The organism is Streptomyces sp. NPDC087440 (assembly GCF_044744005.1).
Classification (GTDB): Bacteria; Actinomycetota; Actinomycetes; order Streptomycetales; family Streptomycetaceae; genus Streptomyces.
Map to the genome: position 1 here is coordinate 415174 of NZ_JBIUXN010000001.1, position 24773 is coordinate 439946.

General features: G+C 72.3%; 23 protein-coding genes and 1 pseudogene. 12 read left to right on the forward strand and 12 right to left on the reverse strand.

From position 1 onward, the window contains the following. The first annotated feature begins 62 nt into the window (after positions 1-62). On the forward strand, positions 63-293 hold the full coding sequence (locus tag ACIO3O_RS01670) for a LapA family protein (RefSeq protein WP_401740602.1): 231 nt from the start codon (positions 63-65) through the stop codon (positions 291-293). Positions 294-311: 18 nt separating this feature from the next. Here the strand turns inward: ACIO3O_RS01670 and ACIO3O_RS01675 are convergent, their stop codons facing one another. The 4 genes from ACIO3O_RS01675 to ACIO3O_RS01690 form a co-directional block, all read right to left on the reverse strand. Next, complete coding sequence (locus tag ACIO3O_RS01675) at positions 312-1670, reverse strand: glutamate decarboxylase (RefSeq protein WP_401740604.1); 1359 nt, start codon at positions 1668-1670, stop codon at positions 312-314. Positions 1671-1880: 210 nt separating this feature from the next. Next, entirely contained in the window at positions 1881-2759 is an 879-nt protein-coding gene (locus ACIO3O_RS01680) for a PRD domain-containing protein (protein ID WP_401740607.1), read from the reverse strand. Between the two features lie 202 nt (positions 2760-2961). Beyond that, positions 2962-5121: a glucose PTS transporter subunit IIA gene (locus tag ACIO3O_RS01685; RefSeq protein WP_401740609.1), complete on the reverse strand. Its 2160-nt coding sequence runs from the start codon at positions 5119-5121 to the stop codon at positions 2962-2964. Positions 5122-5464: 343 nt separating this feature from the next. After that, entirely contained in the window at positions 5465-5956 is a 492-nt protein-coding gene (locus ACIO3O_RS01690) for an FBP domain-containing protein (protein ID WP_401740611.1), read from the reverse strand. An 85-nt stretch (positions 5957-6041) separates the two neighbouring features. Here ACIO3O_RS01690 and ACIO3O_RS01695 point away from each other — a divergent pair, with 85 nt between their 5' ends. Continuing rightward, the gene (locus ACIO3O_RS01695) at positions 6042-6614 is read left to right on the forward strand and encodes a TetR/AcrR family transcriptional regulator (RefSeq protein ID WP_401740613.1); all 573 of its coding nucleotides are present in this window, start codon (positions 6042-6044) and stop codon (positions 6612-6614) included. Between the two features lie 74 nt (positions 6615-6688). Here the strand turns inward: ACIO3O_RS01695 and ACIO3O_RS01700 are convergent, their stop codons facing one another. Beyond that, on the reverse strand, positions 6689-7585 hold the full coding sequence (locus tag ACIO3O_RS01700) for an alpha/beta hydrolase (RefSeq protein WP_401740615.1): 897 nt from the start codon (positions 7583-7585) through the stop codon (positions 6689-6691). Positions 7586-7735: 150 nt separating this feature from the next. Between ACIO3O_RS01700 and ACIO3O_RS01705 the strand changes: the two genes are divergently transcribed. Continuing rightward, positions 7736-8605: a helix-turn-helix domain-containing protein gene (locus ACIO3O_RS01705; protein WP_401740616.1), complete on the forward strand. Its 870-nt coding sequence runs from the start codon at positions 7736-7738 to the stop codon at positions 8603-8605. Positions 8606-8624: 19 nt separating this feature from the next. Here ACIO3O_RS01705 and ACIO3O_RS01710 read toward each other — a convergent pair whose 3' ends face one another. From ACIO3O_RS01710 to ACIO3O_RS01725, 4 genes are all read right to left on the reverse strand, one after another. Beyond that, positions 8625-8834: a DUF4287 domain-containing protein gene (locus ACIO3O_RS01710; protein ID WP_401740619.1), complete on the reverse strand. Its 210-nt coding sequence runs from the start codon at positions 8832-8834 to the stop codon at positions 8625-8627. 49 nt (positions 8835-8883) lie between these two features. Beyond that, positions 8884-9549, reverse strand: a complete 666-nt coding sequence (locus ACIO3O_RS01715) for a DUF998 domain-containing protein (protein ID WP_401740622.1) — start codon at positions 9547-9549, stop codon at positions 8884-8886. 119 nt (positions 9550-9668) lie between these two features. Next, positions 9669-10316 carry a LuxR C-terminal-related transcriptional regulator gene (locus ACIO3O_RS01720; RefSeq protein ID WP_401740624.1) on the reverse strand — a complete coding sequence of 216 codons (648 nt, stop codon included), beginning with the start codon at positions 10314-10316 and terminating at the stop codon, positions 9669-9671. Then, a complete protein-coding gene (locus ACIO3O_RS01725) occupies positions 10301-11599 on the reverse strand; it encodes a sensor histidine kinase (protein WP_401740627.1) in 1299 nt (432 codons plus the stop codon). Before ACIO3O_RS01725 ends, ACIO3O_RS01720 begins: the two co-directional genes overlap by 16 nt. Positions 11600-11758: 159 nt before the next feature. Here ACIO3O_RS01725 and ACIO3O_RS01730 point away from each other — a divergent pair, with 159 nt between their 5' ends. Further along, positions 11759-12148 (forward strand): hypothetical protein, encoded by a 390-nt coding sequence (locus ACIO3O_RS01730; RefSeq protein WP_401740630.1) that lies wholly within the window; start codon positions 11759-11761, stop codon positions 12146-12148. A 117-nt stretch (positions 12149-12265) separates the two neighbouring features. Then, positions 12266-13387: pseudogene (gene tal, locus ACIO3O_RS01735) on the forward strand (transaldolase); the annotation flags it as partial. Between the two features lie 659 nt (positions 13388-14046). Here tal and gap read toward each other — a convergent pair. Further along, positions 14047-15042, reverse strand: coding sequence for a type I glyceraldehyde-3-phosphate dehydrogenase (gene gap / locus ACIO3O_RS01740; RefSeq protein ID WP_401740633.1), 996 nt, complete (start codon positions 15040-15042; stop codon positions 14047-14049). A 151-nt stretch (positions 15043-15193) separates the two neighbouring features. Then, positions 15194-16138: a GlxA family transcriptional regulator gene (locus ACIO3O_RS01745; RefSeq protein WP_401740636.1), complete on the reverse strand. Its 945-nt coding sequence runs from the start codon at positions 16136-16138 to the stop codon at positions 15194-15196. Between the two features lie 736 nt (positions 16139-16874). On the opposite strand from ACIO3O_RS01745, the gene ACIO3O_RS01750 reads away from it, so the two are divergent. The 4 genes from ACIO3O_RS01750 (at position 16875) to ACIO3O_RS01765 (ending at position 20694) form a co-directional block, all read left to right on the forward strand. Next, the gene (locus tag ACIO3O_RS01750; RefSeq protein ID WP_401740638.1) at positions 16875-17504 is read left to right on the forward strand and encodes an RraA family protein; all 630 of its coding nucleotides are present in this window, start codon (positions 16875-16877) and stop codon (positions 17502-17504) included. Positions 17505-17602: 98 nt separating this feature from the next. Next, on the forward strand, positions 17603-19261 hold the full coding sequence (locus ACIO3O_RS01755; RefSeq protein WP_401740640.1) for an AMP-binding protein: 1659 nt from the start codon (positions 17603-17605) through the stop codon (positions 19259-19261). A 76-nt stretch (positions 19262-19337) separates the two neighbouring features. After that, complete coding sequence (locus ACIO3O_RS01760; RefSeq protein ID WP_401741827.1) at positions 19338-19772, forward strand: OsmC family protein; 435 nt, start codon at positions 19338-19340, stop codon at positions 19770-19772. An 85-nt stretch (positions 19773-19857) separates the two neighbouring features. Continuing rightward, on the forward strand, positions 19858-20694 hold the full coding sequence (locus tag ACIO3O_RS01765; protein ID WP_401740643.1) for an enoyl-CoA hydratase/isomerase family protein: 837 nt from the start codon (positions 19858-19860) through the stop codon (positions 20692-20694). A gap of 49 nt (positions 20695-20743) precedes the next feature. On the opposite strand, the gene ACIO3O_RS01770 is transcribed toward ACIO3O_RS01765, so the two are convergent. Further along, positions 20744-21664, reverse strand: a complete 921-nt coding sequence (locus tag ACIO3O_RS01770) for an SDR family oxidoreductase (protein WP_401740646.1) — start codon at positions 21662-21664, stop codon at positions 20744-20746. Positions 21665-21933: 269 nt separating this feature from the next. On the opposite strand from ACIO3O_RS01770, the gene ACIO3O_RS01775 reads away from it, so the two are divergent. The 3 genes from ACIO3O_RS01775 to ACIO3O_RS01785 all read left to right on the forward strand — a co-directional run bounded on the left by ACIO3O_RS01775 (position 21934) and on the right by ACIO3O_RS01785 (position 24752). Next, complete coding sequence (locus ACIO3O_RS01775; RefSeq protein WP_401740649.1) at positions 21934-22917, forward strand: hypothetical protein; 984 nt, start codon at positions 21934-21936, stop codon at positions 22915-22917. Positions 22918-23109: 192 nt separating this feature from the next. After that, positions 23110-23472 carry a YciI family protein gene (locus ACIO3O_RS01780; protein WP_401740650.1) on the forward strand — a complete coding sequence of 121 codons (363 nt, stop codon included), beginning with the start codon at positions 23110-23112 and terminating at the stop codon, positions 23470-23472. A gap of 47 nt (positions 23473-23519) precedes the next feature. Beyond that, a complete protein-coding gene (locus tag ACIO3O_RS01785) occupies positions 23520-24752 on the forward strand; it encodes an RNA polymerase sigma factor (RefSeq protein WP_401740653.1) in 1233 nt (410 codons plus the stop codon). Positions 24753-24773: the final 21 nt, after the last annotated feature.

Genomic DNA, 24773 nt, shown 5'->3' on the forward strand with positions numbered 1-24773 from the left:
GGAGAGCCTGGGGACAGCAAGGGACCGGTTCCCGGCCCCGCCCGAGCCCCCGGGAGAACCCCATGCCCCAGAACGACGGAGCCCCCAGGACCCGGCGCCCGAACGTCTCGCCCCGGCTGGTCGCGGGCGTGCTGCTGGTCGCCCTGGCCCTCTGGTTCGTACTGATCAACAACCGCTCCGTACGCATCCACTTCTGGATTCCGTGGGCGGAGGCCCCGATGTGGTTCGTCCTCGGCGCCACCTTCCTGGCCGGAGCGGCCACCACCTGGCTCCTCCAGCTCAGGAAGAAGTAGCCGAAGGGGCGGAAGGGGTCAGGCGGTCGACACCAGGGCGTGTGCCCGCAGGGTCCGGGCCGTCTGGCGCAGGTCGTCCAGGAACAGGGACGCCAGGCGCGGGGTGAAGCCGGTGCGGACGACCACGCGCAGCGCCCAGGTCTCGGTCAGCCCGGTGGGCAGCGGGTAGGCCGGAACCTGCCAGCCCCGGCCGCGCATGGCCTGCGCGACGTCGCGTTCGTGGATGCCGAGCGCGTGGGCGCGGTCGCTGAGCCGGAAGGCGAAGGCGGGGAGCTGGCTGCCGTCCGTGAAGAGGTCGAAGAGGTCGATCTCGGCGACGCCCGCCGCGACCGCGCGGGCCGTGCGCCGCGACTCCAGGTGCAGTCGCCGCATGCCCTCGTGGCCGTACCGGGTGAAGGTGTAGTACTGGGCCGCCACGTGGGACGCGGGGCGGGTGAAGGTGAGCGAGAAGGTGTTCATCTCGCCGCCGAGGTAGTCGACGTGGTGCACCAGGTCGGCGGGCAGCGCGTCCGCGTCGCGCCACAGCGCCCAGCCGAGGCCCGGGAAGACCTGGCCGTACTTGTGGCCCGAGGTGTTGATCGACGCCACCCTCGAGAGCTGGAAGTCCCACAGCAGGTCCGGGTCGAGGAAGGGGGCGACCATCGCGCCGGACGCGCCGTCGACGTGCACCGGGATGTCGTGGCCGGTCGCCTGCTCGATGCCGTCGAGCGCCATGCACAGGTCGGCGATCGGCTCGTACGAACCGTCGAAGGTGGACCCGAGGATGCCGACCACGCCGACGGTGCGCTCGTCGCAGTACTGGGCGAGCAGGTCGGGGGTGAGGTGGAGACGTCCGGGCGCGAGCGGGACCAGGCGGGGTTCGACGTCGAAGTACGAGCAGAACTTCTTCCAGCAGACCTGGACGTTGGCCCCGGCGACGAGGTTCGGTCGGGCGGTGTCCTTGCCCGCCGCGCGCCTGCGGTGCTCCCAGCGGCGCTTGAGGGCGAGCCCGGCGAGCATGGCGGACTCGCTGGAGCCGGTCGTGGAGCAGCCGGTGGCGCGGGCCGGGTCGGGGGCGTGCCAGAGGTCGGCGAGCATCCGCACGCAGCGCGCTTCCATGTCGGCGACCTGCGGGTACTCCTCGGTGTCGACGAGGTTCTTGTCGGCGGTCTCGAACATGAGCTGGCGGGCCTCGTCCTCCATCCAGGTGGTGCCGAAGGTGGCGAGGTTGAGGCGGGTGCGCCCGTCGAGGAGGAGTTCGTCGCGGATCGCGCCGTAGACGGCGCGCGGGTCGGACTCCTCGCGTGGGAAGGCGGTCTCGGACGGGGTGAAGGAGTCGGCGGCGCACAGTGACGCGAGGGACGGGAGTGACGGAACAGGGGTGGAGGTGGAGGACATGACCTCTCCAGTTCGGACGGCGGCAAAAGCCGATCACGCCGAACCTAGATCGCCTCCGGGTCCACCGGCCTGCGCGTATTCACCCGTACGAAGGAAGCAAGCCAGATGTATAACCCATATTTTACGGACCGATTGACGCCCTTTACCCCGCTTTACCGCGCTTTGGCGAGGGGCGGGGCTGCCGCTCCTGGTGAGGAGTGGGCCCGCCGCTCAGGCCGCGCCGCCGGCCTCGGCGTCCGTCTCGGGGTCGACGTCCGCGTCCATGGTCATGCGGGCCACGTGCAGTGCCAGGTAGGAGACCTCGTCCTCGCTGAGACCCTGGCCCAGGCGCATCTCCACGATCGTCGCCAGGCGCTGGGCGGTGCGGGTCGCCTCCGGGTAGTGGCGGCGGATTCCCTTGCCGATCGTGGACTCGTGGCCCTTGAGCTGCCGGTGCTGCTGGATGCGTACGAAGAGGTAGCGCACGTGCGTGATGAAGCGCGCCGCGCTCATCGACTCGCGGGAGGCGTCCAGGCCGTACTGCTGCTGCACGACGGCCAGCATCTGCTGGATGACGCCGGTCATCGTGTACGTGAAGGACAGATCGCCGGAGGCGAAGCCCGCGTTGACCAGGTGCAGGGTGAGGGCGGTCGCCTCGGAGGGGTCGAGCTTGGGGTCCACGCGTTCGTTGATGGCAGCCAGGAGGCGCTGCGCCTGGGCGTACTCGTCGGCGTACAGGGCCTGCGCCTCGGCGCGCAGCGGGTATTCGACGACGACGCCCCGCTTCGCCCGGTCCAGCGCCCCGGCGACGTGGTCGGCGACCGCGATGGCCAGGGTGGGGCGGGTGGACTCGCGGCCCTCGATACCGACCTCGCCCAGCGCGATCACGACGGCCCGCAGGACCTCCTCGCCGACCAGCGCGAGGGCCTCGGCCAGGTGGTCGGGGTCGCGGCCGTCGGCGGGAACGAAGACCCGCACGATCAGCGCGGGGTCGACGGGCTTGCCCTGGCGGGCGTTGAAGCCGATGCCACGCCCGGTGAGGATGACCTCCTGGCCCTTCCCGTCGCGGGCGAGGACCACGTTGTTGTTGAGGACACGCAGCGTTTTCAACGCCCGCTCTCCTTCCGTCTCGTCCCGTGGTCCGGCCGTGGTCCGGAGACTCTCGTCCCGTGGGCGTCCCGTGGGTCCGGTTTCCGGCCAATGATCATGGATTGTCTGCTGTACGGTCCATCCTCCCCCGGACCTGCGCGGTGCCCGCACCCGCCCCCTCCGGGACGCGTGCGGGCACCTTCGTGCGACCTCTCGCCGCCCGTCAGCGGCGCACGGTCACCACGGGCGCGCCGGCGGTGACGTCCTGCCCGGTGTGCGGCTCGACCGAGGCGAGGTCGGCCGTGTTGGGGACCGTCATGAGGGTGACGGTCGGGTGCCCGGCGGCGCGGATCGCGGCGAGGTCGACCTCGGCGAGGAGGTCGCCGGCGGTCACCCTCTGGCCGGACTCGACCCGTACGTCGAAGCCCTCGCCCTTCATCTGCACCGTGTCGATGCCGATGTGGACGAGCACCTCGACGCCGTCGTCGGTGCGGATGCCGAAGGCGTGGCCGGTGGCGACGGTGGTGACCAGTTCCCCGTCGACCGGGGCGACGATGCGGCCGTCGGCGGGCTCGATGCCCACGCCCTCGCCGAGCGCGCGGGAGGCGAAGACGGGGTCGGTGACCTCGTCGAGGGAGACGACGCGGCCCGCGACAGGGGCGGCGAGGACGGTCTCCTTGGCGGTCTTCGCGGCAGCGGCAGGGGCCTTGACGGCCGGAGCAGCGGCGGCCACGGACGCACCGCCCGCAGACGCCGACGCGGTCGCCGAAGCCGAAGCCGGAGCGACAGCCGAAGCCGCAGCCGCAGCCGCACCGACGCCCACCAGTTCACGGTCGTCCGCAGCAGCCGCAGCAGCCGCGCCCGCCCCGGCACCCTCGGCCTCGTCGCGCTCGGCGTTGGCCTGGGCGCGCTCCTCGGGCGTACGGAAGTCGGAGAAGTACACGAGCGCCATCGAGGTGAAGAAGGCCGCCGCGATGGCGATGCCGTACGTGGCCATCGGCGAGAAGACCGGGATGGTCAGCAGCGAGGTGAAGGCGAAGGCCTTGGTGTCGACGCCGCCGAGGACGCCGACCAGCACACCGCCAACGAGGCAGCCGACGAGCATGCGCGGGTAGATCCGCTTGAAGCGCAGATGGATGCCGTACAGCGAGGGCTCGGAGATGCCGCCGAAGAGGCCCGCGGCCAGGGCGCCGGTGGCGGTCTGGCGCATCTCCTTCTCGCGGTGGCGGATCGAGAGCAGCAGCACACCGGCGGTGGCGCCGAAGCAGGCGAAGTTCCAGGCACCCATGGGGCCCTGGATGAAGTCGTAGCCGAGGGTGTTGATGTTGACGAGCATCAGCGCGTTGAGCGGCCAGTGCAGGCCCAGCGGGACCAGGAACGGGTAGATCAGCGGGATGATGATCGCGAAGACGATCGGGGCGTTGCCGTTCAGCCAGGACAGTCCCTCGCCGAGGCCGTTGCCCGCCCAGATGCCCATGGGGCCGATGAGGAAGGCGGTCACCGGGATCATGATCAGCATGCTGAAGAACGGCACGAAGACCATGTGCACGTTCTCCGGGAAGATGCGCTGGAGGCCCTTGTAGACGAGGGCGAGCAGGGCGACCATCAGCAGCGGCACGAAGACCTGGCCGCCGTAGTCGTTGAGCTGCATCGGCAGCCCGAAGACGTGCGCCACGCACTCCTGGGTGCCCAGGGTCTCGTTGGTGGTGCAGGTGATGCCGGGGATGCCGGAGTCCTTGTTGAGCATCCCGGTGAAGTTCGGGGTCATCACCGCGGCCATCACGGCGGCGCCCACCCACGGGTCGATCTTCAGCTTCTTGGCCGCGTTGTACGCGACGAAGATCGGCAGGAAGTAGAGCACCGAGCGCCACATCGCGTCGACGAAGACCCAGGTGGCGGACTTGTCGGCGGCCCGGAAGTCGATCACGCCGAAGGCGTCGAGGACGGAGGCGATCGCGATGATCAGCGAGGAGCCGAGCAGCACGCCCATGAGCGGGCGGAACGAGTCGGAGAGGTACTCGAAGAAGTTGTCGACCCAGCCGTAGCGGCCGCGCCCCTTGGCCCGGGCCGCCGCCTTGACCTCGGCGTCGGACTGCGGGCGGGGGGTGCCACCGCCGCTCATCGACGGCAGGTTCATGATCGCGGAGTAGACGCGCGCGACGGCGCCGCCGATGACGATCTGGAAGCGGTCGCCGGACTGGGCGACGGTGCCCATGACGCCGTCGAGGGCGTCGAGGGCGGCCTTGTCGACCTTGTCCCCGTCGTGCAGCTGGAAGCGCAGGCGCGTGGCGCAGTGCGTGAGGCTCTCGACGTTGGCGGCTCCGCCGACACCGCGGAGAATCTTCTCCGCGAGTGCCTCGGGTCCCGTTGCGGGTGTGTTCATGATGCGTCCTTGCATCTTCGGGCGTCGTGGGGCGCGTGCCGTGCTGGATCGGTTCTCGGTCTCTCACGCCGGATGCAGGCAACAAAAAAGGCCCGGGTCGCGCACGCGGCGCGTCCCAGGCCTTGCCTCCCCTCAAGCGGTGAGCCGCCGTCGCATCGCGCTGGGCGATGAACGGTTACGTCCTCGGGGAGTAACAATCCTGCGATCGAGATCGATCAAGGGGACTGTAGCACTCGGTACGGGGTGGTCCCGCGCACCCGGCAGCTCCTCGGGCGCGTCCCCTCGCCCAGGCCTCCCGCAGGCCTCCCCCAGACCTTCCCCCAGGTCGAACGGCCCCCGCGGCTCAGGCGGTGACCGTGGCCACGAACGCCGCCAGGTTGTCCAGCGTCCGCCGCACCTTCTCCTCCAGGGTGAGCGACTCGTGCAGCCGCGAGCCGACGCCCGCGTCCTTCAGCCCGCGCACGTACAGGGAGCAGGCCAGGTCGCTGCACAGGTAGATGCCGGTGGAGTTGCCCTGCTGCCCGGCCTTTCCGGCCTTCGGCGCGACCATCAGGGACACACCCCCGGTGTGCGTGGTCACACACACCGAGCACATGCTGCGCCGGGTCTGCCAGGAACCGGCGCTGGAGGTGCGGAGTTGGACGCCCACCAGGCGGTCGTCGAGTTCGGCGACGAGATAGGCCCGGTCGGGGGCCTGTGGATCTCGCCAGCCGAGGAAGTCCAGGTCGTCCCAGGGCCGGTCCTCCAGGTCACGGGGTACGTGCATGCGCTTGGCCTCGCCCTTCGTGCAGTTCACGAAGGCGGTGCGGATGTCTCGGTCGGTCAGCTGCTTCATAACAGGCACGCTAATTTGCCTAATCGCTTTAGGCAAATGAATAATCGTCGAAGACAGTGACGGCAGCAGCGGTACGGAGGTGGGCATGGCCCGAGTGGGACTGACGACGGAGCGCCTGGTGCGGGCGGGTGCGGAACTGGCCGACGAGATCGGCTTCGCGCACACGACCCCGGCGGAGCTGGCCCGGCGGTTCGGGGTGAAGACCGCGAGTCTGTACTCGCACGTCCGCAACGCCGACGACCTCAAAACCCGCATCGCCCTGCTGGCCCTGGAGGAACTCGCCGACCGGGCGTCCCTCGCGGTGGCCGGGCGGGCGGACAAGGACGCCCTGACCGCCTTCGCCGACGCCTACCGCGACTACGCCCTCGCCCACCCGGGCCGCTTCACCGCCGCCCGCCACCCGCTCGACGAGGAGACCGCCGCCGCCAGCGCTGCCGTACGGCACTCGCAGATGTCACGGGCGGTCCTGCGCGGGTACGACCTGGCCGAACCGTACGAGACGCACGCGGTACGGCTGTTGGGGGCGGTCTTCAGCGGATACGTCACCCTGGAGACCGCCGGGGGCTTCGCCCGCAGCTCCCCCGACGCGCAGGAGAGCTGGACGGAGATCGTGCACGCCCTCGACACGCTGCTGCGCACCTGGCCGACGGCGCGCTGAGCCGCCCCGCCTCCGCCCGCGTGCCCGTTCAGCCCCGGCCGGGGCCTCCGCTCAGCACCTGCCGGGGTGCCTGCTCAGCCCCGGCCGAGGTGCTTGCCGAAGAACTCGACCAGCTTGGCGACGGCGGACGTCATGTACGGCTCGCGGTCGTACAGGTCGACGTGCGTGGCCCCCTCGACGAGGAACAGTTCTGCGTTGCCCGGGCTGTCGGCGACCGCCTGCTCGAAGAACCCTCGGGTCACCGCCTCGGTACCGGCGATCATGAGCAGCGGGCGCGGTGCGATCTTGGCGACCTCGGCGAAGGAGTCGAACTGGTCGAGCAGGTCCGCGCTGCGTACGACCAGATCCCCCGTGGAGCGCGGGTGCCGCCCGCGGGGCGTCTTGTAGTAGTCGACGAACTCGGCGGTCGGCGCCGGGGTGTCGGCGTCGGCCCGGTCCGGCAGTACCGCGAACGTGGCCGCGGGCCCGCCCGCCGCCTCGGCGCTGCGCAGGGCGCCCGAGTTCGCCACCATCCGCTGCCAGCCCTGGGGGTCGGCGCCCCGGAAGAAGCTGGGGACGTCGGTGCCGGAGACGCCCGCGACGGCCTTCATCCGGTGGTCCGTCTGGGCGGCGTACGGCGCGTAGGCACCCGAGCCGCACACCCCCATCACACCGATGCGGTCGGCGTCGACCTCGGGGCGGGTGGTGAGGTGGGAAACCGCCGCACGGAAGTCCTCGGCGCGCTGGAAGGGGTCCTCCAGGCCACGCGGCAGTCCCTCGGACTCCCCCTGGTGGGCGGCGTCGAAGGTGAGGACGGCGAAGCCCGCCTCGACCAGGCGGGTGGCGTACAGCGCCGGGCACTGCTCCTTGACGCCGGTCGTGGGGTGGCCGACGACGATCGCGGCGACAGGACTCTGGGACGGGTTGTCCGGAAGGTACAGGTGGCCGGCGAGATTCAGGCCGTTGGTGGGGAAGCGGACGTCGGTCCTCATGCTGCTCTCCTGGGATTGTCGGCGGCCCGCGTCCTGTCCGCGGGCCGTTCCCCACTGTCCGGCCGACGGGCGGGGCGCAGGAAGGCCGGACTCTTTCCTGGGAAGGATCTGTCCCAGGCAGAGCACTTCCCCGGGTGCCATGCTGGGCGGGTGACTGGTTCCGCGCATCTCCGTGAGCTGGGTGAGTTCTTCCGGCATCGCCGTGGTGAGCTGACACCGGCGCAGGTCGGCCTTCCCGAGTACGGGCACACCCGGCGCCGCGTCCGGGGCCTGCGCCGCGAGGAGGTGGCCCAGCTGGTCACGATCAGCACCGACTACTACGTACGCATCGAACAGGGCCGCCTGGCACCGTCGCGACCGGTGCTCGACGCGCTCGTCCGAGAGCTGCGGCTCGGCGCGGACCAGCGGACGTACGTCGAAGGACTGGTCGCCCAGGCGGCCCGGGCCGGGCACCGCGCCACGCCGCGCCGTCCGGTACGGCCCCGACTGCATCCGCACCTCGCGCGCCTGCTGGGGCAGCTCACCGGCACTCCCGGCATCGTCTTCGGGCCACGGCTCGACATCCTCGCGTGGAACCCCCTGGCGGCGAGGCTGCTGCGCGACTTCGCCACCGTGCCGGAGGCGGAGCGCAACTACGTCCGCATGGTCTTCTGCGACCCGGCGATGCGGGACATCTACCCCGAGTGGGAGGACGTGGCCCGTACGTGCGTGGAAGTGCTGCGGATGGAGGCCGGGGTCAATCCCGCCGACCCGGCCCTCACCGCCCTGGTCGGCGAACTCTCCTTGGCGGACCGGCAGTTCCGCGTCTGGTGGGCGGAACACCGCGTCGCACACCAGGACTTCGGCAGCAAACGCATCGCCCACCCCGTCGTCGGCGACCTCACCCTCGACTGGGACACCTTCCGCTACGCCGGCGCACCGGAGCAGCAGCTCGTGCTCTGGTCCGCCGAACCCGGCACCCGCGACGCAGGGCGGCTGGCCGACCTCGCCCGTGGCGCCGACACGGCGCCGGGCACCTGAGCCCGTCCCCCTTCTTCTGCTACTCGGGGCTCTCGGCCCGAACGTGGGCGACCAGGGCGTTGGCGTGGCCGTGGCCCAGGCCGTGCTCGGTCTTGAGCCAGGCGACGAGTTCCATGTGCTGGGTGAGCGGGGAGGTGCGGATGAGGTCCAGCCACTCCGCGACGGGACGGCCGTACTTCTTCTCGATGGAGGGGAAGTAGCTGGCGGGGCCCTTGACTGCTTCGGACATCTCATCTTCCTTGTCTGCGCGTCGAGTTGAGAGGATCAGTTTGAGATGATCAGTGCTGTACGGGCGCTGCGGCCAGGCGGGCCATGACCGCGCTCAGCCACAGCAGCCCGAGTGCTGCACCGCAGGTGAAGGCCAGGACCGAGGCGGCCGAGGCCAGGAAGCCCGCGAGCACCACGACCGGGACGACCCACGACGCCACGGCCCAGGCACGGTGCCCCCGTTCGGCGAGCGGACGGGCTAGCACGAGGAACGCGGCGCACAGGGCAAGGTAACCGATCATGCCCCCGGCCATGTGGACGGCACCGGCACCGCTCATCGCGGTCGCGTCCGGAGCCCCCACGGGGAACCCCGCCCCTGCATCGGCGGGGAAGGCGGCGGCCGCCCAGAAGGACAGCCCGAAGACGCCGATCAGGACCGGGCCGCCTCTCCCCCCGACCCGCGCCCGGCGCAGCCCGACCGCACCCACCCCCAACAGGGCACCCACCACAAGGAAGTTGAGCGTCTGCACCCAGCCCGCTCCTCCCAGCGCGAGCTGGCTGAGCGCGTTGCGGGTGAAGTCGAAGCCGTCTCGGGTGAGCCCCTGCACGATGCCCGCGCCGAGGAAGAGCGGGCCCGCCGCGAGCCCGCAGCGAAGCGCCCGACGGCCGCCGAGGCGGCGGGCGGTAGAGGTGGAGGTAGTGGTGGTGCGGGCGGGTGCGGGGAGGGGGTACGTCATGTCCGGTGTCCAATCCTTTGCCGTCGCTGTTCTGGTACGGGGTAGACCTGCGGCGGCGCGGAAAGTCATCGCGGAGCGGGGCACGGACGAGTGTGGCACGGGTCACAACACGCGGGGCGTCAGGGGGCGTTGAAGTAGGCGAGCACGGCCAGGACGCGGCGGTTGCCGTTGTCGTCGTCCGTGATGCCCAGCTTGCCGAAGAGGGAGGTGGTGTATTTGCCGATCGCGCTCTCGCTGAGGAAGAGGCGTCGGCCGATCGCCTGGTTGGAGAGCCCCTCGGCCATCAGGCTCAGTACGGAGTGCTCGCGTGCGGTGAGGGCTTCGAGGCGGCGGTTCGAGGTGCCGCCCGCCAGGAGTTTGGCGATGACGGCCGGGTCCATGGCGGTGCCGCCCGCCGCGACGCGTTCCAGGGCGTCGATGAACTGGTCGCCGTCGAACACGCTGTCCTTGAGGAAGTAGCCGACGCCTCCGGACCCGTCGGCCAGCAGCTCCCGGGCGTACAGCTGCTCGACGTACTGGGAGAGTACGAAGACGGGCAGCCCGGGCAGTTCGCTGCGGGCGGCGAGCGCGGCGCGCAGGCCCTCGTCCTTCTGGGTGGGCGGCATCCGGACGTCCACGACGGCGACGTCCGGCCGCCACTCCAGCAGTGCCCGGAGCGTTTCGGGGCCGGTGGCCGCGGTGGCGACGACCTGGTGACCGTACGCCTCGATGAGGCGGACCATCCCGTCCCGCAGGAGATAGAGGTCCTCGGCTACGACGATACGCATGGCACCATCATCCGCACCCTGGTCGGGCCGCCCTCCGGGCTGGCGATCTCCAGGGTGCCGTCGAAGGCCGCGAGGCGGCGGCGCAGCCCGGCGAGTCCGCCGTCGGCCCGGGGGACCGCGCCGCCCCGCCCGTCGTCCCGGACCTCGACGACGATGTCGGTGGGGCCCTGGACGAGGGTGATGCGGGCGCGGGTCGCGCGGGCGTGCCGGGCGGCGTTGGCCAGGAGTTCGGCGACGGCGAAGTACAGGGCGGACTCGATCGGCGGGTCCAGGCCGGGCGGCAGGTCGGCGTCGACGGCCGTCTCCAGCGGGCTGTCCAGGGCGAGGGCGCGTACGGCGTCGGCGAGACCCCGGTCGTTGAGCACGGGCGGGTTGATCCCCCGGACCAGTTCGCGGAGTTCGGCGAGCGAGGCGGTGGCCCCGGCCCGCGCCTCCCGCATCAGGGCCCGGGCCCGGTCGGGGTCGGTCGCCATCAGCCTCTCGGCGGTCGCGAGGGAGAGCCCGAGGGAGACGAGCCGGGCCTGCGCCCCGTCGTGCAGGTCGCGCTCGATGCGCCGGATCTCGGCGGCCTGGGCGACGGTCGCGTCGGCGCGCTGGGCGGTCAGCTCCGCCACCCGGTCGGCCAGCGCCATCGCGGCCGAGGGGCGCAGGAGGCGGACGGCCACGGGTTCCAGGCACCGCCAGGCGTACGGGGCGGTCGCCACGGCGACGAGCAGGCCGGGCACCGCGACCAGGGGCTCGGCGTGTCCGAGGGCCGCCACCGCGACCCCGCCCGGCGGCAGGCAGGCGACCGCGCCCGCCGTGAACGGCAGGATCGCCGTGAAGCGCAGGTCGCGCAGGTTCGCGGGGTCCTGCCACCAGATGCGTCGGCGCTGGTCCAGGAGGGCGTCGCGGCGCGTGCGTTCGTAACCGAAGCCGTTCCACCAGTACCCGGTGGAGAGGTGGGTCAGGGGCGGGGCCTGCCGGTAGCCGTCCGGGACGACGGTGCCCGTCCAGCGGGCGAGGAGCTGGCGGACGGCCCGGCAGACCGGGCGCGACAGGCCGAGGGTGCCCACGCACACCAGCACCACGGGTGCCGCCCAGGACCAGGGGTTCGCGGCACCCCAGCGGATGCCGAGTGCCACGGCGGCGGCCCAGACGCACGGCACGGCCATGCCGAGCGCTGCGACGAGGCAGGCCCGGCCGAAGCCCTGTCCGACACCGTGCCCGACGCGCACCACCCTCTGGGCGGCGCGTGTGCGCCACAGGGCGGTGCCTGTGCGCCGTGCCCTCAACGTCCCCATGTGCCTCACGCCTTCCGTCCGGTGCCCGCGCCGATCACCGCGCCGTGCACCGTAAAAATCCTGCCCCCGATCCGGCCCTCCCGGGAGTGGGGCCAGCCCCACTCCCCTGTGGGTCCAGCCGGATACCGCACCGGCCGGGGCCTTCGTAGCGTCGCCGACATGGAAACCACCGAGCACCCGACAGCCGCCGCCCGCACCGCCCTGATCTGCGTCAAGCTCTACGCCGCGCTCAGCACCGCCGCCCTCCTCGCGATCGTCGCCGTGGCCGTCACCGGCCATCCGGTCACCACCTTCATGTGGGTGCGGGCGGTCCTGCTGCCCCTGGTCGCCGTGCCGGTCCATCGGCTGACGGTCGCCGCGTCCCGGGGTTCCCGACGGGCCTCGGACCGGCTGCGCACCCTCACCGTGATCATGCCGGTCGCCGTCATCGGGGTCGACCTGGTGCCGGGCGTGTGCCCCTGGTGGTACGCCGCGACGCAGACGGCCTGCATGCTGCCGGTCATCCGTACGGCGTTCCTCGCCCGGGAAAAGCGTGGCTTCGGGGGGTGAAGCGGGAAATACGGGACAGGCGCACAGGGAACTCCTCTTTCCGTGCCGGGCCCCCGCGCGGACGCAACTGCCCTTTCTCACAGGTTTCTTGACGGGACATCATCCTCGGAGGCTCCCATGTACGGTTCCCCCACGTCCGATCCACTGGCCGCCCTGTCCGCCGCCGGAGTGTCGGTCTGGCTGGACGACCTCTCGCGCGAACTGCTGGCCGGTGGCGGACTGGCGCGGCTGGTCGCGGAGAAGCACGTCACCGGGATCACGACGAACCCCACGATCTTCGCGTCGGCCCTCTCCGAGGGCGACCGCTACGACGAGCAGTTGAGCGGCCTCGCCGACCGGGCGACGAGCGTCGACGACGCCGTCCTCGCCCTGACCACCGATGACGTACGCAGCGGCTGCCAGGCCCTCGCCGACGTGCACCGGCGTACCGAGGGGATCGACGGCCGGGTCTCCATCGAGGTGGACCCCCGGCTCGCGCAGGACCCCGACGCCACCCTCGTACAGGCGCAGAAGCTGTGGGAGACGGTCGGCGAGCCCAACCTCTTCGTCAAGATCCCCGCCACCCGGGCGGGCCTCGCCGCGATCTCGGCGGCCGTCGCCCGGGGCCTCAGCGTCAATGTCACGCTGGTCTTCTCGCTGGAGCGCTACCGGGAGGTGCTGGACGCGTACATGACCGGGCTGGAGAAGGCGCTCGCCGACGGCCACGACCTGGCGGGCATCCACTCGGTGGCGTCCTTCTTCGTCTCGCGCGTCGACACCGAGGTCGACAAGCGGCTCGACGCCCTCGGTACGCCGGAAGCGCTCGAACTGCGCGGCCGGACGGCCGTGGCCAACGCCCTGCTGGCCCATGAGGTGTTCGTGGCGGCGACCGCGTCACCGCGCTGGCGGGACCTCGCGGCCTCGGGCGCACGCGTCCAGCGCCCGCTCTGGGCGTCGACCGGCGTCAAGAACCCCGCCTACCCCGACACCCTGTACGTCGGCGAGCTCGTCGTCCCGGGCACCGTCAACACCATGCCGGGCGCGACCCTGGAGGCCTTCGCCAACCACGGCCGCGTCGAGCCCGGAGCGCCGTCCGCCGAGCGGTACACCCAGGCGGCGGCCCACTTCGCGGCACTGGAACGCGTCGGCATCGACTTCCGGGACGTGACGGAGTTCCTGGAGCGGGACGGTCTGGCCAAGTTCGAGGCGAGCTGGACGGAACTGTCGGCGACGGTGGAACGCAAGCTGCGCGAGCCGGGCACCCGTACGCCCGCTCCCGGCACCGGCACTCACACCGGCACTCACACCGACACCGAACCCGCGTCCGGAACGGAGGACCGCCGGGCGAAGAAGCAGCCGCCGACCCCCGCCGACCTCCTCGCCATCTACCTCAACGACCATCTGGCGGGCGCCACTTCGGGCCTGGAACTGTTCCGCCGCGCGGCGGCCGCCCCGACGCGCAAGCAGACGAAGCCCCTGCTGGCCGAACTCGCCCAGCAGGTCCGGGAGGACCGCGACTCGCTCCTCCAGATCATGGCCGACCTGTCCGTCCCCGCGGAACGTTCCAAGGTCGCGCTGGGCTGGCTGGCCGAGAAGGCGGGCCGCCTCAAGCCCAACGGGCACCTCTTCTCCCGCTCGCCGCTCAGCGACGTACTGGAACTGGAGGCCATGCTGCTGGGCGTGCACGGCAAAGCGTCCTGCTGGCGCACCCTGCGCGCACGGGCCGCGACCGACACCCGCCTGCACGTGGAACAGCTCGACACCCTCCTGGACCGGGCCGAACGGCAGTCGGCCCGGCTGGAGGACCTGCGGCTCGCGGCGGCGGAACACGCCCTGGACGAGCGGCCGAGCAGGTAGGGACGACAGCTCAGGGCGACGACTCAGGGCGACAGCTCAGTGCGACAGCTCAGGACGACGGCTCACACGGTGAGGAGTTCGAGCGTGTCGATGACCCGGTTCGAGAAGCCCCACTCGTTGTCGTACCAGGCGACCACCTTGATGTGACGGCCGTCGACGCGGGTGAGGGCGGAGTCGAAGATGGAGGAGGCGGGGTTGCCGGTGATGTCGGACGAGACGAGCGCGTCCTCGGAGTATTCGAGGATTCCGGCGAGCGGACCGTCCGCCGCCGCACGGTACGCCTCCAGCACCTCGTCCCGGGACACGTCACGGGCCACCACCGTGTTGAGCTCCACGATCGAACCGACCGGGACCGGCACCCGGATGGAGTCCCCCGACAGCTTGCCGTCGAGACCGGGCAGCACCAGACCGATCGCCTTGGCCGCGCCGGTCGTGGTCGGCACGATGTTGACCCCGGCGGCACGGGCCCGGCGGGCATCGCGGTGCGGGCCGTCCTGGAGGTTCTGCTCCTGGGTGTAGGCGTGCACGGTGGTCATGAACCCGTGCTCGATACCGGCGAGTTGGTCGAGGACGGAGGCGAGGGGCGCGAGCGCGTTGGTGGTGCAGGAGGCACTGGAGACGACCGTGTGCGCCGCTGCGTCGTACGCGTCCGTGTTGACGCCGTACGCGAGCGTGACGTCCGCTCCGTCCGAGGGCGCACTGACCAGCACCTTCTTCGCCCCGGCGGCGAGGTGGGCACGGGCGGCCACGGCCGACGTGAACCGCCCCGTCGCCTCCAGCACGACGTCAACACCCAACTCCTTCCAGGGCAGTTGAGCGGGCTCCCGCTCCGCCAGCACCTTGATGCGCCGCCCGTCGACCACGAGGGTGTCCCCGTCGACGGTCACGGGCCGCCCGAGCCGCCCGGAGGTGCTGTCGAAGGCGAGCAGCCGGGCGAGGGCCGCGGGCTCGGTGAGGTCGTTGACGGCGACGACCTCCAACGCACTGTCACGCTCCAGAAGCGCGCGCAGTACGTTGCGCCCGATGCGGCCGAATCCGTTGATGGCGATGCGGGTCATGGGTGAAGCCCCTTCTGGTCGTGGTCTCTTCACCCCCAGACTCGCGCGCGCCGGGTGGGACGGACAGTGGCGGGAGCGCCATGGTCCACAAGATTCCCGCCACCTGTGGTCTACAAGATTCCCGCCACCTGCCCGCCCCGTGACGGGGCGCTCATGCGTCCCGGGTGAAGGTGCGGCGGTACTCGGTCGGGGTGGTGCCGAGGATGCGCTGGAAGTGGAGGCGGAGGTTGGCTCCCGTGCCGAGGCCGGTGTCGGCGGCGATCTGTTCGACGCTCAACTGCGAGCGTTCCAGGAGTTCGCGGGCGAGGTCGACGCGGGCGCGCATGACCCACTGGAGGGGGGTGCAGCCGGTCTCCTCCACGAAGCGCCGGGAGAACGTACGGGCCGAGACGCCCGCCCGCCGGGCGAGTATGTCGAGGGTGAGGGGTTCGCCGAGCCGGTGCAGCGCCCACTCCCGGGTGGCCGCGAACCGCTCGCCGAGCGGTTCCGGAACACTGCGCGGTACGTACTGGGCCTGGCCGCCGCTGCGGTAGGGCGCGGCGACGAGCCGCCGGGCGGCGTGGTGGGAGGCGGCGACGCCGAGGTCGCCGCGCAGGATGTGCAGGCAGAGGTCGATGCCGGAGGCGGCACCGGCCGACGTCAGCACGCTCCCCTCGTCGACGAACAGCACGTTCGGGTCGACCCGCACGAGGGGGTGCCGGGCGGCGAGGGCCCGGGTGTAGTGCCAGTGGGTGGTGGCGCGCCTGCCGTCCAGGAGGCCGGTGGCGGCGAGGGCGAAGGCGCCGGTGGAGATGGCGGCGAGGCGAGCCCCCCGCCCGTGGGCGGCGACCAGGGCCTCGACCACGCTGCGCGGCGGATCCTCCCGGTCCGGATGCCGGTAGCCGGGGACGAAGACGATGTCGGCCCAGTCGAGCGCCTCCAGCCCGTGCGCGACGTGGTAGGCGAGTCCGTCGCCGCCGGTCACGAGGCCGGGCGCGGCCCCGCAGACCCGTACTTCGTACGGCATGCTCGCGCGGGTCGTGAAGACCTGGGCCGGAATGCCCACGTCGAGGGGCTTGGCCCCTTCGAGGACGAGGACGGCGACGTGGTGGGGCACGGATCGAGGGTACGGGGACGCGTACGGGACTCCCTGTTCGGACCCCGTCGGGACGCGGCACTGCCACGCGGCGGCACCCAAACGGCTCGCCACCGTCAAACCGTGCCCCGCCAGGGGCGCGGGGAACTGCGCGAGCAACCACGACGCACTCGCACGGGAACCGTGCAATTGCCCCACGCTCGGACCCCGTCGGGACGCGGCACTGCCGCACGGCGACGCCCAGACGGCTCGCCACCGTCAAACCGTGCCCCGCCAGGGGCGCGGGGAACTGCGCGAGCAACCACGACGCACTCGCACGGGAACCGTGCAATTGCCCCACGCTCGGACCCCGTCGGGACGCGGCACTGCCGCACGGCGACGCCCAGACGGCTCGCCACCGTCAAACCGTGCCCCGCCAGGGGCGCGGGGAACTGCGCGAGCAACCACGACGCACCCGCACGGGAACCGTGCATGCCCCCGCGGGTTTAGGTGAAGGGGCGGGGCTGGGGACCCCTTGCCCCGGCGGGGTGAGGCTGCGCCTGTCCGGTGCCGGGAGGCGGGCCGGGCCCCCTGCGGTCACGCCCGTCCGGCGCAGGGCCTGGGCGGGGGCTCCCGGACGGGGCCGGCGTCGGGCGTGCCCTGTACGCGACGCTGAGCCGGAAGAAGCACGCCACCCTGGCGGAGTACGTGTACCGGCCGTGAGCCAGGTGGTCGTTACGCTCCTGGCAGACCCGACTGCCTCAGGAGAGCGGACCTCATGAACGCCACCGACTTCGCCGCCATACCCACCACCACCCTCGCCGACCTCCTCGGCCGCGCCCAGGTCATGGACCTCGGGGTGCGCCCGCTGTGGGCCGGGATGCCCCGCGTGGCCGGGCCCGCGTTCACCGTGCGGTGTCCGGCCGGGGACAACCTGATGCTGCACGCGGCCATCTACCGGGCCGAGCCCGGTGCGGTGATCGTCGCCGAGGCGGGGGACGTGGAGTTCGCGCTCGCCGGGGGCAACGTGTGCGCGGTCGCGCAGCGGCGCGGGGTCGCCGGGTTCGTGCTGGACGGGGTGATCCGGGACATCGGGGAGATCCGGGAGATGGGCTTCCCCGTCGTCGCCCGGGGCGTCGTTCCCATTCCGGGTACGAAGAAGGTGGTCGCCCCGCACAACGAACCGGTGACCTGCGGCGGCGTGACCGTGCGCCCCGGTGACCTGGTCGTCGCGGACGAGGACGGCGTGGTCGTCGTCCCGGCCGACCGGCAGGAGGAGGTGCTCGCGGACGCCCGCCGCAAGCTGGCGAAGGAGGCCGCGGAGACCCTGGACGAGTGGGAGGCGGCGCACCGTTCCCGCATCGACAAGGCCCTGAGCGAGCAGGGGCACCAGGAGGGCCGGGTCTGAGGCCTGGAAAGGGGCGGGGCATGGTACTCCTGCGGGACTTGAGCGCAGGAGGCCCCCCGTCGGTTCACCACTCCTGAGCAGCATGTTTGCATGTTTTGATGATCATTAACGGACAGGTAGACACCGAACCCCCCACCGCCTCTCCGCAGCCGCCGACCTACGTCGACCGCGTCCTGGAGCGCTGGCAGCAGAACGAGAACACGGAAGCCCTCGTCCAGGGCACCCAGCGGCTGACCCGCGCCCAGGCCCGCACCCGCCTCTTCCGCCTCGGCCACGCACTGCGCGCCCAGGGCCTCGCCCCCGGCGACGGCGTCGGGCTGTTCCTGGCGAACCGGGTCGACTCCGTCCTGGTCCAGCTCGCCGTGCACCTCATCGGCTGCCGCGTCGTGTTCCTGCCGCCCGAGCCGGGCCCCGGCGAACTGGCCGCGCTGGTCGAGCAGTCCGGGGCGCGCGCGGTGGTCACCGACCCGCTGTTCGCCGAGCGCGCCGCCGACGCGGCCGGGCGCAGCACCCACTCCCCCGTACTGCTCAGCCTCGGCCCCTGCGACCGGCCCGCCGGCCGGCCCTGCGCCGACCTGCTCGCCCTGGCGGACGGCTTCCCGGCGACCCGCCCGGAAGGGATTGCCGCCCCCGGCCCCGACGAGCCCGTCACCGTCCTCTACACGGGCGGCACCCTGGGCCGCCCCAAGCTGGCCGCGCACAGCCGTCGGCTGTACGACGCGCTGGTGGAGCTGGTGGTGGACACCCCGGAGGGCGCCGGATCGGCGTTCCTCCCGGCCACCGACCCCGGCTCCGAGCGCGTCCTCGCCGCGACCCTCCTCACGCACGGCAGCGGTCACCTCACCTCGCTCCAGGCGCTGGTGACGGGCTCGACCCTGGTCGTGCTCCCCGAGTTCGACGCCGACGCGGCCATGACCGTACTGCGCGAGGAGCGCATCACGGCGACCATGTTCGTACCGCCGATGCTGTACGCCCTCCTCGACCACCCCGACTGTGTGCCGGGCGCGCTGCCCGCGCTGGGCAGGATCGCGGTGGGCGGCGCGGCCTCCTCACCGGCCCGCCTCCAGCAGGCGGTCGAGGTCTTCGGGCCCGTCCTGAGCCAGGGGTACGGTCAGTCCGAGGCGCTCGGCATCGCCGTGTTCGGCGCCGAGGAGCTGGCGGCGGCCGGGGCCGAACGCCCGGAGCTGTGGCGCAGTTGCGGCCGCGCGATCTCCGACGTACGCATCGAGATCCGCGACGAGGACGGTACGACGGCGCTGCCCGCCCGCCAGGTCGGCGAGGTCTGCGTCACGGGACGCACCGTGATGCTCGGCTACTACCAGGATCCCGAGCGCACGGCGGAGGCGCTGCGCGACGGCTGGCTGCGCACCGGCGACATGGGCTACCTGGACGCCGACGGCTACCTCTACCTCGTCGACCGGGCCAAGGACATCATCGTCACCGGCGCGACCAGCGACAACGTCTACTCCCGGGTCCTGGAGGACTTCCTCCTCACGCTGCCGGGCGTGCGCAACGCGGCCGCGCTGGGTGTCCCCGACGAGGAGTTCGGCGAGGCCGTGCAGATCTTCCTGGCCACCGCGTCGGACGCGCAGGTGGCTCCGGAGGCGGTGGGTGCGGCGGTCACCGCCGAGCTGGGCGAGCTGTACGCGCCCCGCAGGACGGTGCTGCTGGACCGCCTGCCGACGACCAAGGTGGGCAAGGTCGACAAGAAGGCCCTGCGCGCGGCCTGGTCGAACGGCGAGTTCGACGTGCCGTAGCCGGGGTGGGGTTAACGTCGGCGGCATGACCGACAACGACACGACCGACGCCACCACCGACGACAAGGCCGCTGCCATGACCGACGACAAGACCCTGCGCTCCGTCACCATCGAGCGCTCCGGCCCCGGCCGCTTCACCGTCACCAACGCCCGTGGCGGCACCCTCAGCTTCGGCACCGGCGGGGACGCCGACTTCACGCCCGTGGAGCTCTTCCTCGCCGCGATCGGCGGCTGCACGGCCGTCGACGTGGAGTCCGCCACCGGGCGGCACGCGGAGGCGACCGCCTTCACCGTCGAGACCACCGGCCACAAGGTCGAGGACGAGAGCGGCAACAGCATGCGGGACCTCAAGGTCGCCTTCTCCGTGGCGTTCCCCGAGGGGGCGTCGGGGGACCGCGCGCGGACGATCCTGCCCCGGGCGGTGAAGAGCTCGCACGACCGGATCTGCACGGTCAGCCGCACCGTGGAGGCGGGCACCCCGGTCCGTACGAGCGTGAACGAGGACGACTGAGGGACTGCACGCCTCTGCCAACTCCCTCCCGGACGACGTAATCTGACGGCTCGTCAGATAGTTCTCCGGGAGGGACGGTGCGCGGATGATCGACACCATCAGTACGGACGTCCCCGACGGACAGGAGCGGTTGCGCCTGGACGTCGGGGCGGACGGGATCGGCACCGTCACCCTCTGCCGTCCCGGCAAGCTCAACGCCTGGAGCTGGGAGTCCACCCGGCAACTGGGCCTGCTGGCCGACCGGATCAGGTTCGACGACCGGATCCGGGTCGTGCTGCTGCGGGCCGAGGGGCGGGCCTTCTGCGCGGGCATCGACGTCACGGCCCCCGGCGGTGCGATCACCGGGCGCTCGCCCGCACAGCGGACGCGCAACTACGCCGAGGGCATCCGGTGGGCGCACGAGCGGTTCGCGGCGTTCGCCCGGCTCCCGCAGCCGGTGGTGGCCGCCGTGCAGGGGTACTGCCTGGGGTTCGGGTTCGAGCTGGCGCTGATGGCCGACATCCGGATCGCCGCCGACGACGCCGTCTTCGCGCTCCCCGAGGCGCGGCTCGGTGTCGCGGTGGACGCGGGCGGCGACCTGCGCGTCGCGCGGGACGCGGGGGCGGGCTGGGCGAAGCTGCTCGCACTGACCGGCCGCCGCATCGACGCGGCGACGGCCGAACGGCTGGGACTCCTCCAACAGGTCGTCGAGGCAGGCGAGTTGGGGCCGTCGACGCATGCCGTCGCCGCCGAGATCGCGGCCAACGCGCCCCTGGCGGTCCAGTCCGTGAAGCGCTCCATCGACGCGTACGCGGACGCCGCGCTGGCCCCGGCCCTGGACCGCACCGCCCTGGCCGCCGCCCTCACCCTCACCTCCGAGGACGCGGCCGAGGGCTACGCGGCGGGGGCGGACCGGCGTACGGCGCGTTTCGACGGGGCCTGAGCCCGGCTTCGTACGACCTGAGCCTGGCCTCGTACGACAGGCGTCACCGTCACGGGGCCCCTTCCGGCCGGTACGGACCCCGCCCCAACTGCTCCCGGACCGGGACCACCGGCGGGCTCACCACCCCGCGCCGCTGCCAGTTCGCGCCGTCGACCACCAGGGTGTGGCCGGTGATGTAGCGCGCGTACGGGGAGGCCAGGAAGGTCGCCGCCCAGCCCAGTTCGCGGGGTGCGCCGACACGGAGGGCGGGCTGGCGGGCGTCGAGGGAGGAGGGTGTCGCGCTCAGGTTGGCGCGGATGTCCGGTGTCATGTCCTCGTGCGGCATCAGGCCGGGGACCAGGCCGTTGATCTGGATGCCGTACGGGCCCCACTCGACCGCCAGCGTCTCCACCAGGTTCTTCACGCCTGCCTTGGCCGCCGAGCTGTGCGCGAAGCCGGGGCCGCCGGTCCACGCGTACGACGCGCCGACGCAGATCACCGACCCCGGCGTCCCGGCGGCCAGATGGCGGCGGCCGAACTCGCGGGTCATGAACCACGTGCCGGTGAGCGTGATGTCCACGACCGCCCGCCAGGCGTTCGGCGACATGTCCTCGGCCGGGACGGGGAAGTTGGCGGCCGCACTGTTCACCAGGACGTCCGGGGTGCCGTGCTCGGCAAAGACCTCGGCGATGCGGGAGGGGTCCCGGACGTCGCAGACGGCCGTCCGCACCCTGGTGCCCAGCTTCCCCAACTCCCCCTGTGCGGCGCCGAGATGACCCTCGCCCCGGCTGACGATCAGCAGGTCCGCACCCAGCCGGGCGAACTCCGCCGCGATCGCCTTGCCGAGGCCGGTCCCTCCCCCGGTGACGAGCACGGTCCGCCCTTCGTACGTCGCCGGGGGCAGCGCGCTCGCACCCGCGCCCGGCGGTGCGGGCAGCCCCTGCCGTGGCGGCCACGCACCCGGGCCCTCCGGCTCCCTCTCTCCGCTCATGGCGGCATGGGAGCCCATGGCGCGCGAGAAGGGAAGGGGCGGGACCCGCTCTCGTACCGAAGGACCTTCTTCCCCAATGTGATGCAAAGCACTGGTCATGAGCTGTGCGGAATTCCCCAAAACGGCGAGAAGGCACAAGGAATTCTGCTCGGGACCTTTGGATTCGGCCCTTCGGAACGGAATTCGCAGCCTGCTGCGACAGGTGCACCATGGATTTCGGAAAGACCGCGCCAGGGAAAAGTCCCTGACCGTGCAAGGAGGTTCCGCTCATGCGCAAGGCATTCACCGCTTCGGCCGTCACCGTCGTCACCGCGGCGGCCCTCGCCGTCCCCGCGGCCGCGTTCGCCGACACCCCGGCGCCGGCCCCGACCCCGGTGGTCACGGTGACCACGCAGCAGGGCGACGACGGGCCCGCAGTCCAGACCGACACCACCACGGCCGACAAGGCGCAGGTGGCGCTCCGGCTCTCGGCCCCCGGCGACCCGGCCGGATTCCACGCCGGAGAAAGCGTCACCCTCACCGCGACCACTTCGGCGAATGCCTCGGGCGGCGTGACGGTGTCGTCCCCCGCTTTCGGCACCACTCACCTCGCCCCGACCGACGCGTCCGGCATTTCCTGGTCGGGTACGGCCGTCATTTCCCCGAACGCCGGAACAGGCACGCTGCCGGTGAAGTCGGTGGCGGACTTCGGGGACACCGGAGCGCAGGCCTCGGCAAGCATTCTGGTGAACACCACCCCGGCCCCCACCCCCACTCCGCACCGGGCCTCCCTGAGCCTGTCGACGGACGGCGCCCGGCCGGGCGACACGGTGCGGGTCACCATCGACAGCGGTGACCTGAAGGGGGCCGCCCGCGTCGAGTCCGGGGCGTTCGGCGGCACGGTGAACCTCACCCGCGACGCGGGCTCCACCACCTGGCACGGCACGGCCACCGTCGCGGCGAGTGCCAAGCCGGGGTACGACCGGGTGGACGGGTACGTCGGCGACCAGAAGATCGACTCGGTGAAGTTCGGCATCGCCGACACCCCTCAGCGCCGGACGACCCCGCACCGTACGACCCCGGCGCAGCACCACACCACGACCCCCGTCCGTGTCGACGGACGCACGGTCCCGAAGGGCGCCGTCAATGCGGGCGCCTCGGCCGGCCCCGCCTCCTCCGGCACCGACACGGGCCTCATCGCGGGCGCGGCGGGCCTGTCGGCGGCCGCCCTGCTCGGCGGCACGGTCCTGTGGCGGCGGCGCACCCAGCGTTGAGGCGTGCCCGGCGCTGAGGGGTCCCGGCGCTGAGGGGTCCCGGTGCTGAGGGGTCCCGGTGCCTGGGTGGCGGCCCGCGCCACCCGGTCCGAAAAAAATCTTCGCGGGACGTGTCGATTACGGTCTCCGCCGTTCGACGCACGTATGAGAGGACGAGGAACCGCCCCGTCCCCCACACCCCAGGAGCCGATCATGCCGCGTTTTCTTTCGATCATCCGTGTCGACGAGAACACCTCCCCCACCGAGCCCAGCGCCGAGCTGATGGAGCGCATGGGCGTGCTCATGGAGGAGATGACCAAGGCCGGTGTCCTCCTCGACACCGGCGGGCTCGGCCCGGTCGACACCGGCCGCCGGGTGCAGTGGAGCGGCGGGAAGGCGACCGTGCTGGACGGGCCGTTCACCGAGGCCAAGGAGGTCGTCGGCGGGTACGCGCTGCTCCAGACCAAGGACCTGGACGAGGCCGTCGAGTGGGCCCGGCGCTTTGTGCAGGTCCACGAGGCCGAGTGGAACATCACCTGCGAGGTGCGCCAGGTCTTCGGCCCCGGCGACGAGTGACCGGCACGGTTTGCCCCGCTGCCGCACGGCTGCTCTGATGGGTGGCCGTGACGGCAGGAAACGTGGTCGAGACCGTGTTCAGGATTGAGTCCGCGCGGATCATCGCCGGTGTCACCCGCATCGTGCGCGACGTGGGCATCGCCGAGGAGATCGCGCAGGACGCGCTGGTCGCCGCCCTTGAGCAGTGGCCCGAGTCGGGTGTCCCGGACAATCCGGGCGCCTGGCTCATGGCCACCGCCAAGCACCGGGCGATCGATCTCGTACGGAGGCGGGAGACGTACGCCCGCAAGCTGGCGGAGGTCGGGCGCGGCCTGACGGACGTGGCGCCGCCCGCCGAGCCGTCGGGCCCCGGCGACATCGACGACGACCTCCTGCGGCTCATCTTCACCGCCTGCCACCCGGTGCTCTCCGCCGAGGCGCGCATCGCGCTGACACTGCGGCTGCTGGGCGGGCTGACCACGGACGAGATCGCCCGCGCCCATCTGGTGCCCGAGCCGACCGTGGCCCAGCGGATCGTCCGGGCCAAACGGAAGCTGGCGCGCGCGGGCGTGCCCTTCGACGTCCCGTACGGACAGGAGCGCGCGCAGCGCCTGGCCTCCGTCCTGGAGGTCATCTACCTGATCTTCAACGAGGGGTACGCCGCCACCTCGGGCGACGACTGGGTGCGGCCCGCGCTCTGCGAGGAGGCGGTGCGGCTGGCGCGGGTGCTGGCGGGGCTGATGCCGCAGGAGGGTGAAGTGCTGGGCCTGGTGGCCCTGTTGGAGATCCAGGCGTCGCGCACGAGGACGCGGACCGGGCCGGACGGCCGCCCGGTGCTGCTCGCCGACCAGGACCGGACCCGGTGGGACCGGCTGCTGATCCGGCGCGGTCTGACGGCGCTCGCGCGGGCGCTGGAAGGGGGTGGCGCCCCGGGCCCGTACGTCGTCCAGGCGTCCATCGCGGCCTGCCATGCGCGGGCGGGGAGTTGGGCGGAGACGGACTGGGCGCGGATCGCCGCCCTGTACGCGCTGCTGCCGCCCTCCCCGGTGGTGGAGCTGAACCGGGCGGTGGCGGTGGGGATGGCGCAGGGGCCGGAGGCGGGGCTCGCGATCGTCGACGTACTGGCGAAGGAGCCGGAGTTGGCGGCGTACCACCTGCTGCCGAGCGTGCGCGGGGACCTGCTGGCGCGGCTGGGGCGGACGGTGGAGGCACGGGCGGAGTTCGCGCGGGCGGCGACGCTGACGCGCAACGAGGCGGAGCGGGAGCTGTTGTTGCGCCGGGCGGCAGGAGAGGCTCCCTGAGCCTCGGGGGCTGATCTGTGA

Coding starts and splice junctions, on each gene's coding strand:
- ACIO3O_RS01780 (WP_401740650.1), top strand. CDS start 23,110: ATGCCGCGTTTTCTTTCGATCATCCGTGTCGACGAGAACACCTCCCCC.
- ACIO3O_RS01670 (WP_401740602.1), top strand. CDS start 63: ATGCCCCAGAACGACGGAGCCCCCAGGACCCGGCGCCCGAACGTCTCG.
- ACIO3O_RS01700 (WP_401740615.1), bottom strand. CDS start 7,585: ATGAGGACCGACGTCCGCTTCCCCACCAACGGCCTGAATCTCGCCGGC.
- ACIO3O_RS01690 (WP_401740611.1), bottom strand. CDS start 5,956: ATGAAGCAGCTGACCGACCGAGACATCCGCACCGCCTTCGTGAACTGC.
- ACIO3O_RS01750 (WP_401740638.1), top strand. CDS start 16,875: ATGAACGCCACCGACTTCGCCGCCATACCCACCACCACCCTCGCCGAC.
- ACIO3O_RS01710 (WP_401740619.1), bottom strand. CDS start 8,834: ATGTCCGAAGCAGTCAAGGGCCCCGCCAGCTACTTCCCCTCCATCGAG.
- ACIO3O_RS01765 (WP_401740643.1), top strand. CDS start 19,858: ATGATCGACACCATCAGTACGGACGTCCCCGACGGACAGGAGCGGTTG.
- ACIO3O_RS01675 (WP_401740604.1), bottom strand. CDS start 1,670: ATGTCCTCCACCTCCACCCCTGTTCCGTCACTCCCGTCCCTCGCGTCA.
- ACIO3O_RS01720 (WP_401740624.1), bottom strand. CDS start 10,316: ATGCGTATCGTCGTAGCCGAGGACCTCTATCTCCTGCGGGACGGGATG.
- ACIO3O_RS01715 (WP_401740622.1), bottom strand. CDS start 9,549: ATGACGTACCCCCTCCCCGCACCCGCCCGCACCACCACTACCTCCACC.
- ACIO3O_RS01755 (WP_401740640.1), top strand. CDS start 17,603: ATGATCATTAACGGACAGGTAGACACCGAACCCCCCACCGCCTCTCCG.
- gap (WP_401740633.1), bottom strand. CDS start 15,042: ATGACCCGCATCGCCATCAACGGATTCGGCCGCATCGGGCGCAACGTA.
- ACIO3O_RS01775 (WP_401740649.1), top strand. CDS start 21,934: ATGCGCAAGGCATTCACCGCTTCGGCCGTCACCGTCGTCACCGCGGCG.
- ACIO3O_RS01695 (WP_401740613.1), top strand. CDS start 6,042: ATGGCCCGAGTGGGACTGACGACGGAGCGCCTGGTGCGGGCGGGTGCG.
- ACIO3O_RS01725 (WP_401740627.1), bottom strand. CDS start 11,599: ATGGGGACGTTGAGGGCACGGCGCACAGGCACCGCCCTGTGGCGCACA.
- ACIO3O_RS01685 (WP_401740609.1), bottom strand. CDS start 5,121: ATGAACACACCCGCAACGGGACCCGAGGCACTCGCGGAGAAGATTCTC.
- ACIO3O_RS01760 (WP_401741827.1), top strand. CDS start 19,338: ATGACCGACGACAAGACCCTGCGCTCCGTCACCATCGAGCGCTCCGGC.
- ACIO3O_RS01770 (WP_401740646.1), bottom strand. CDS start 21,664: ATGAGCGGAGAGAGGGAGCCGGAGGGCCCGGGTGCGTGGCCGCCACGG.
- ACIO3O_RS01730 (WP_401740630.1), top strand. CDS start 11,759: ATGGAAACCACCGAGCACCCGACAGCCGCCGCCCGCACCGCCCTGATC.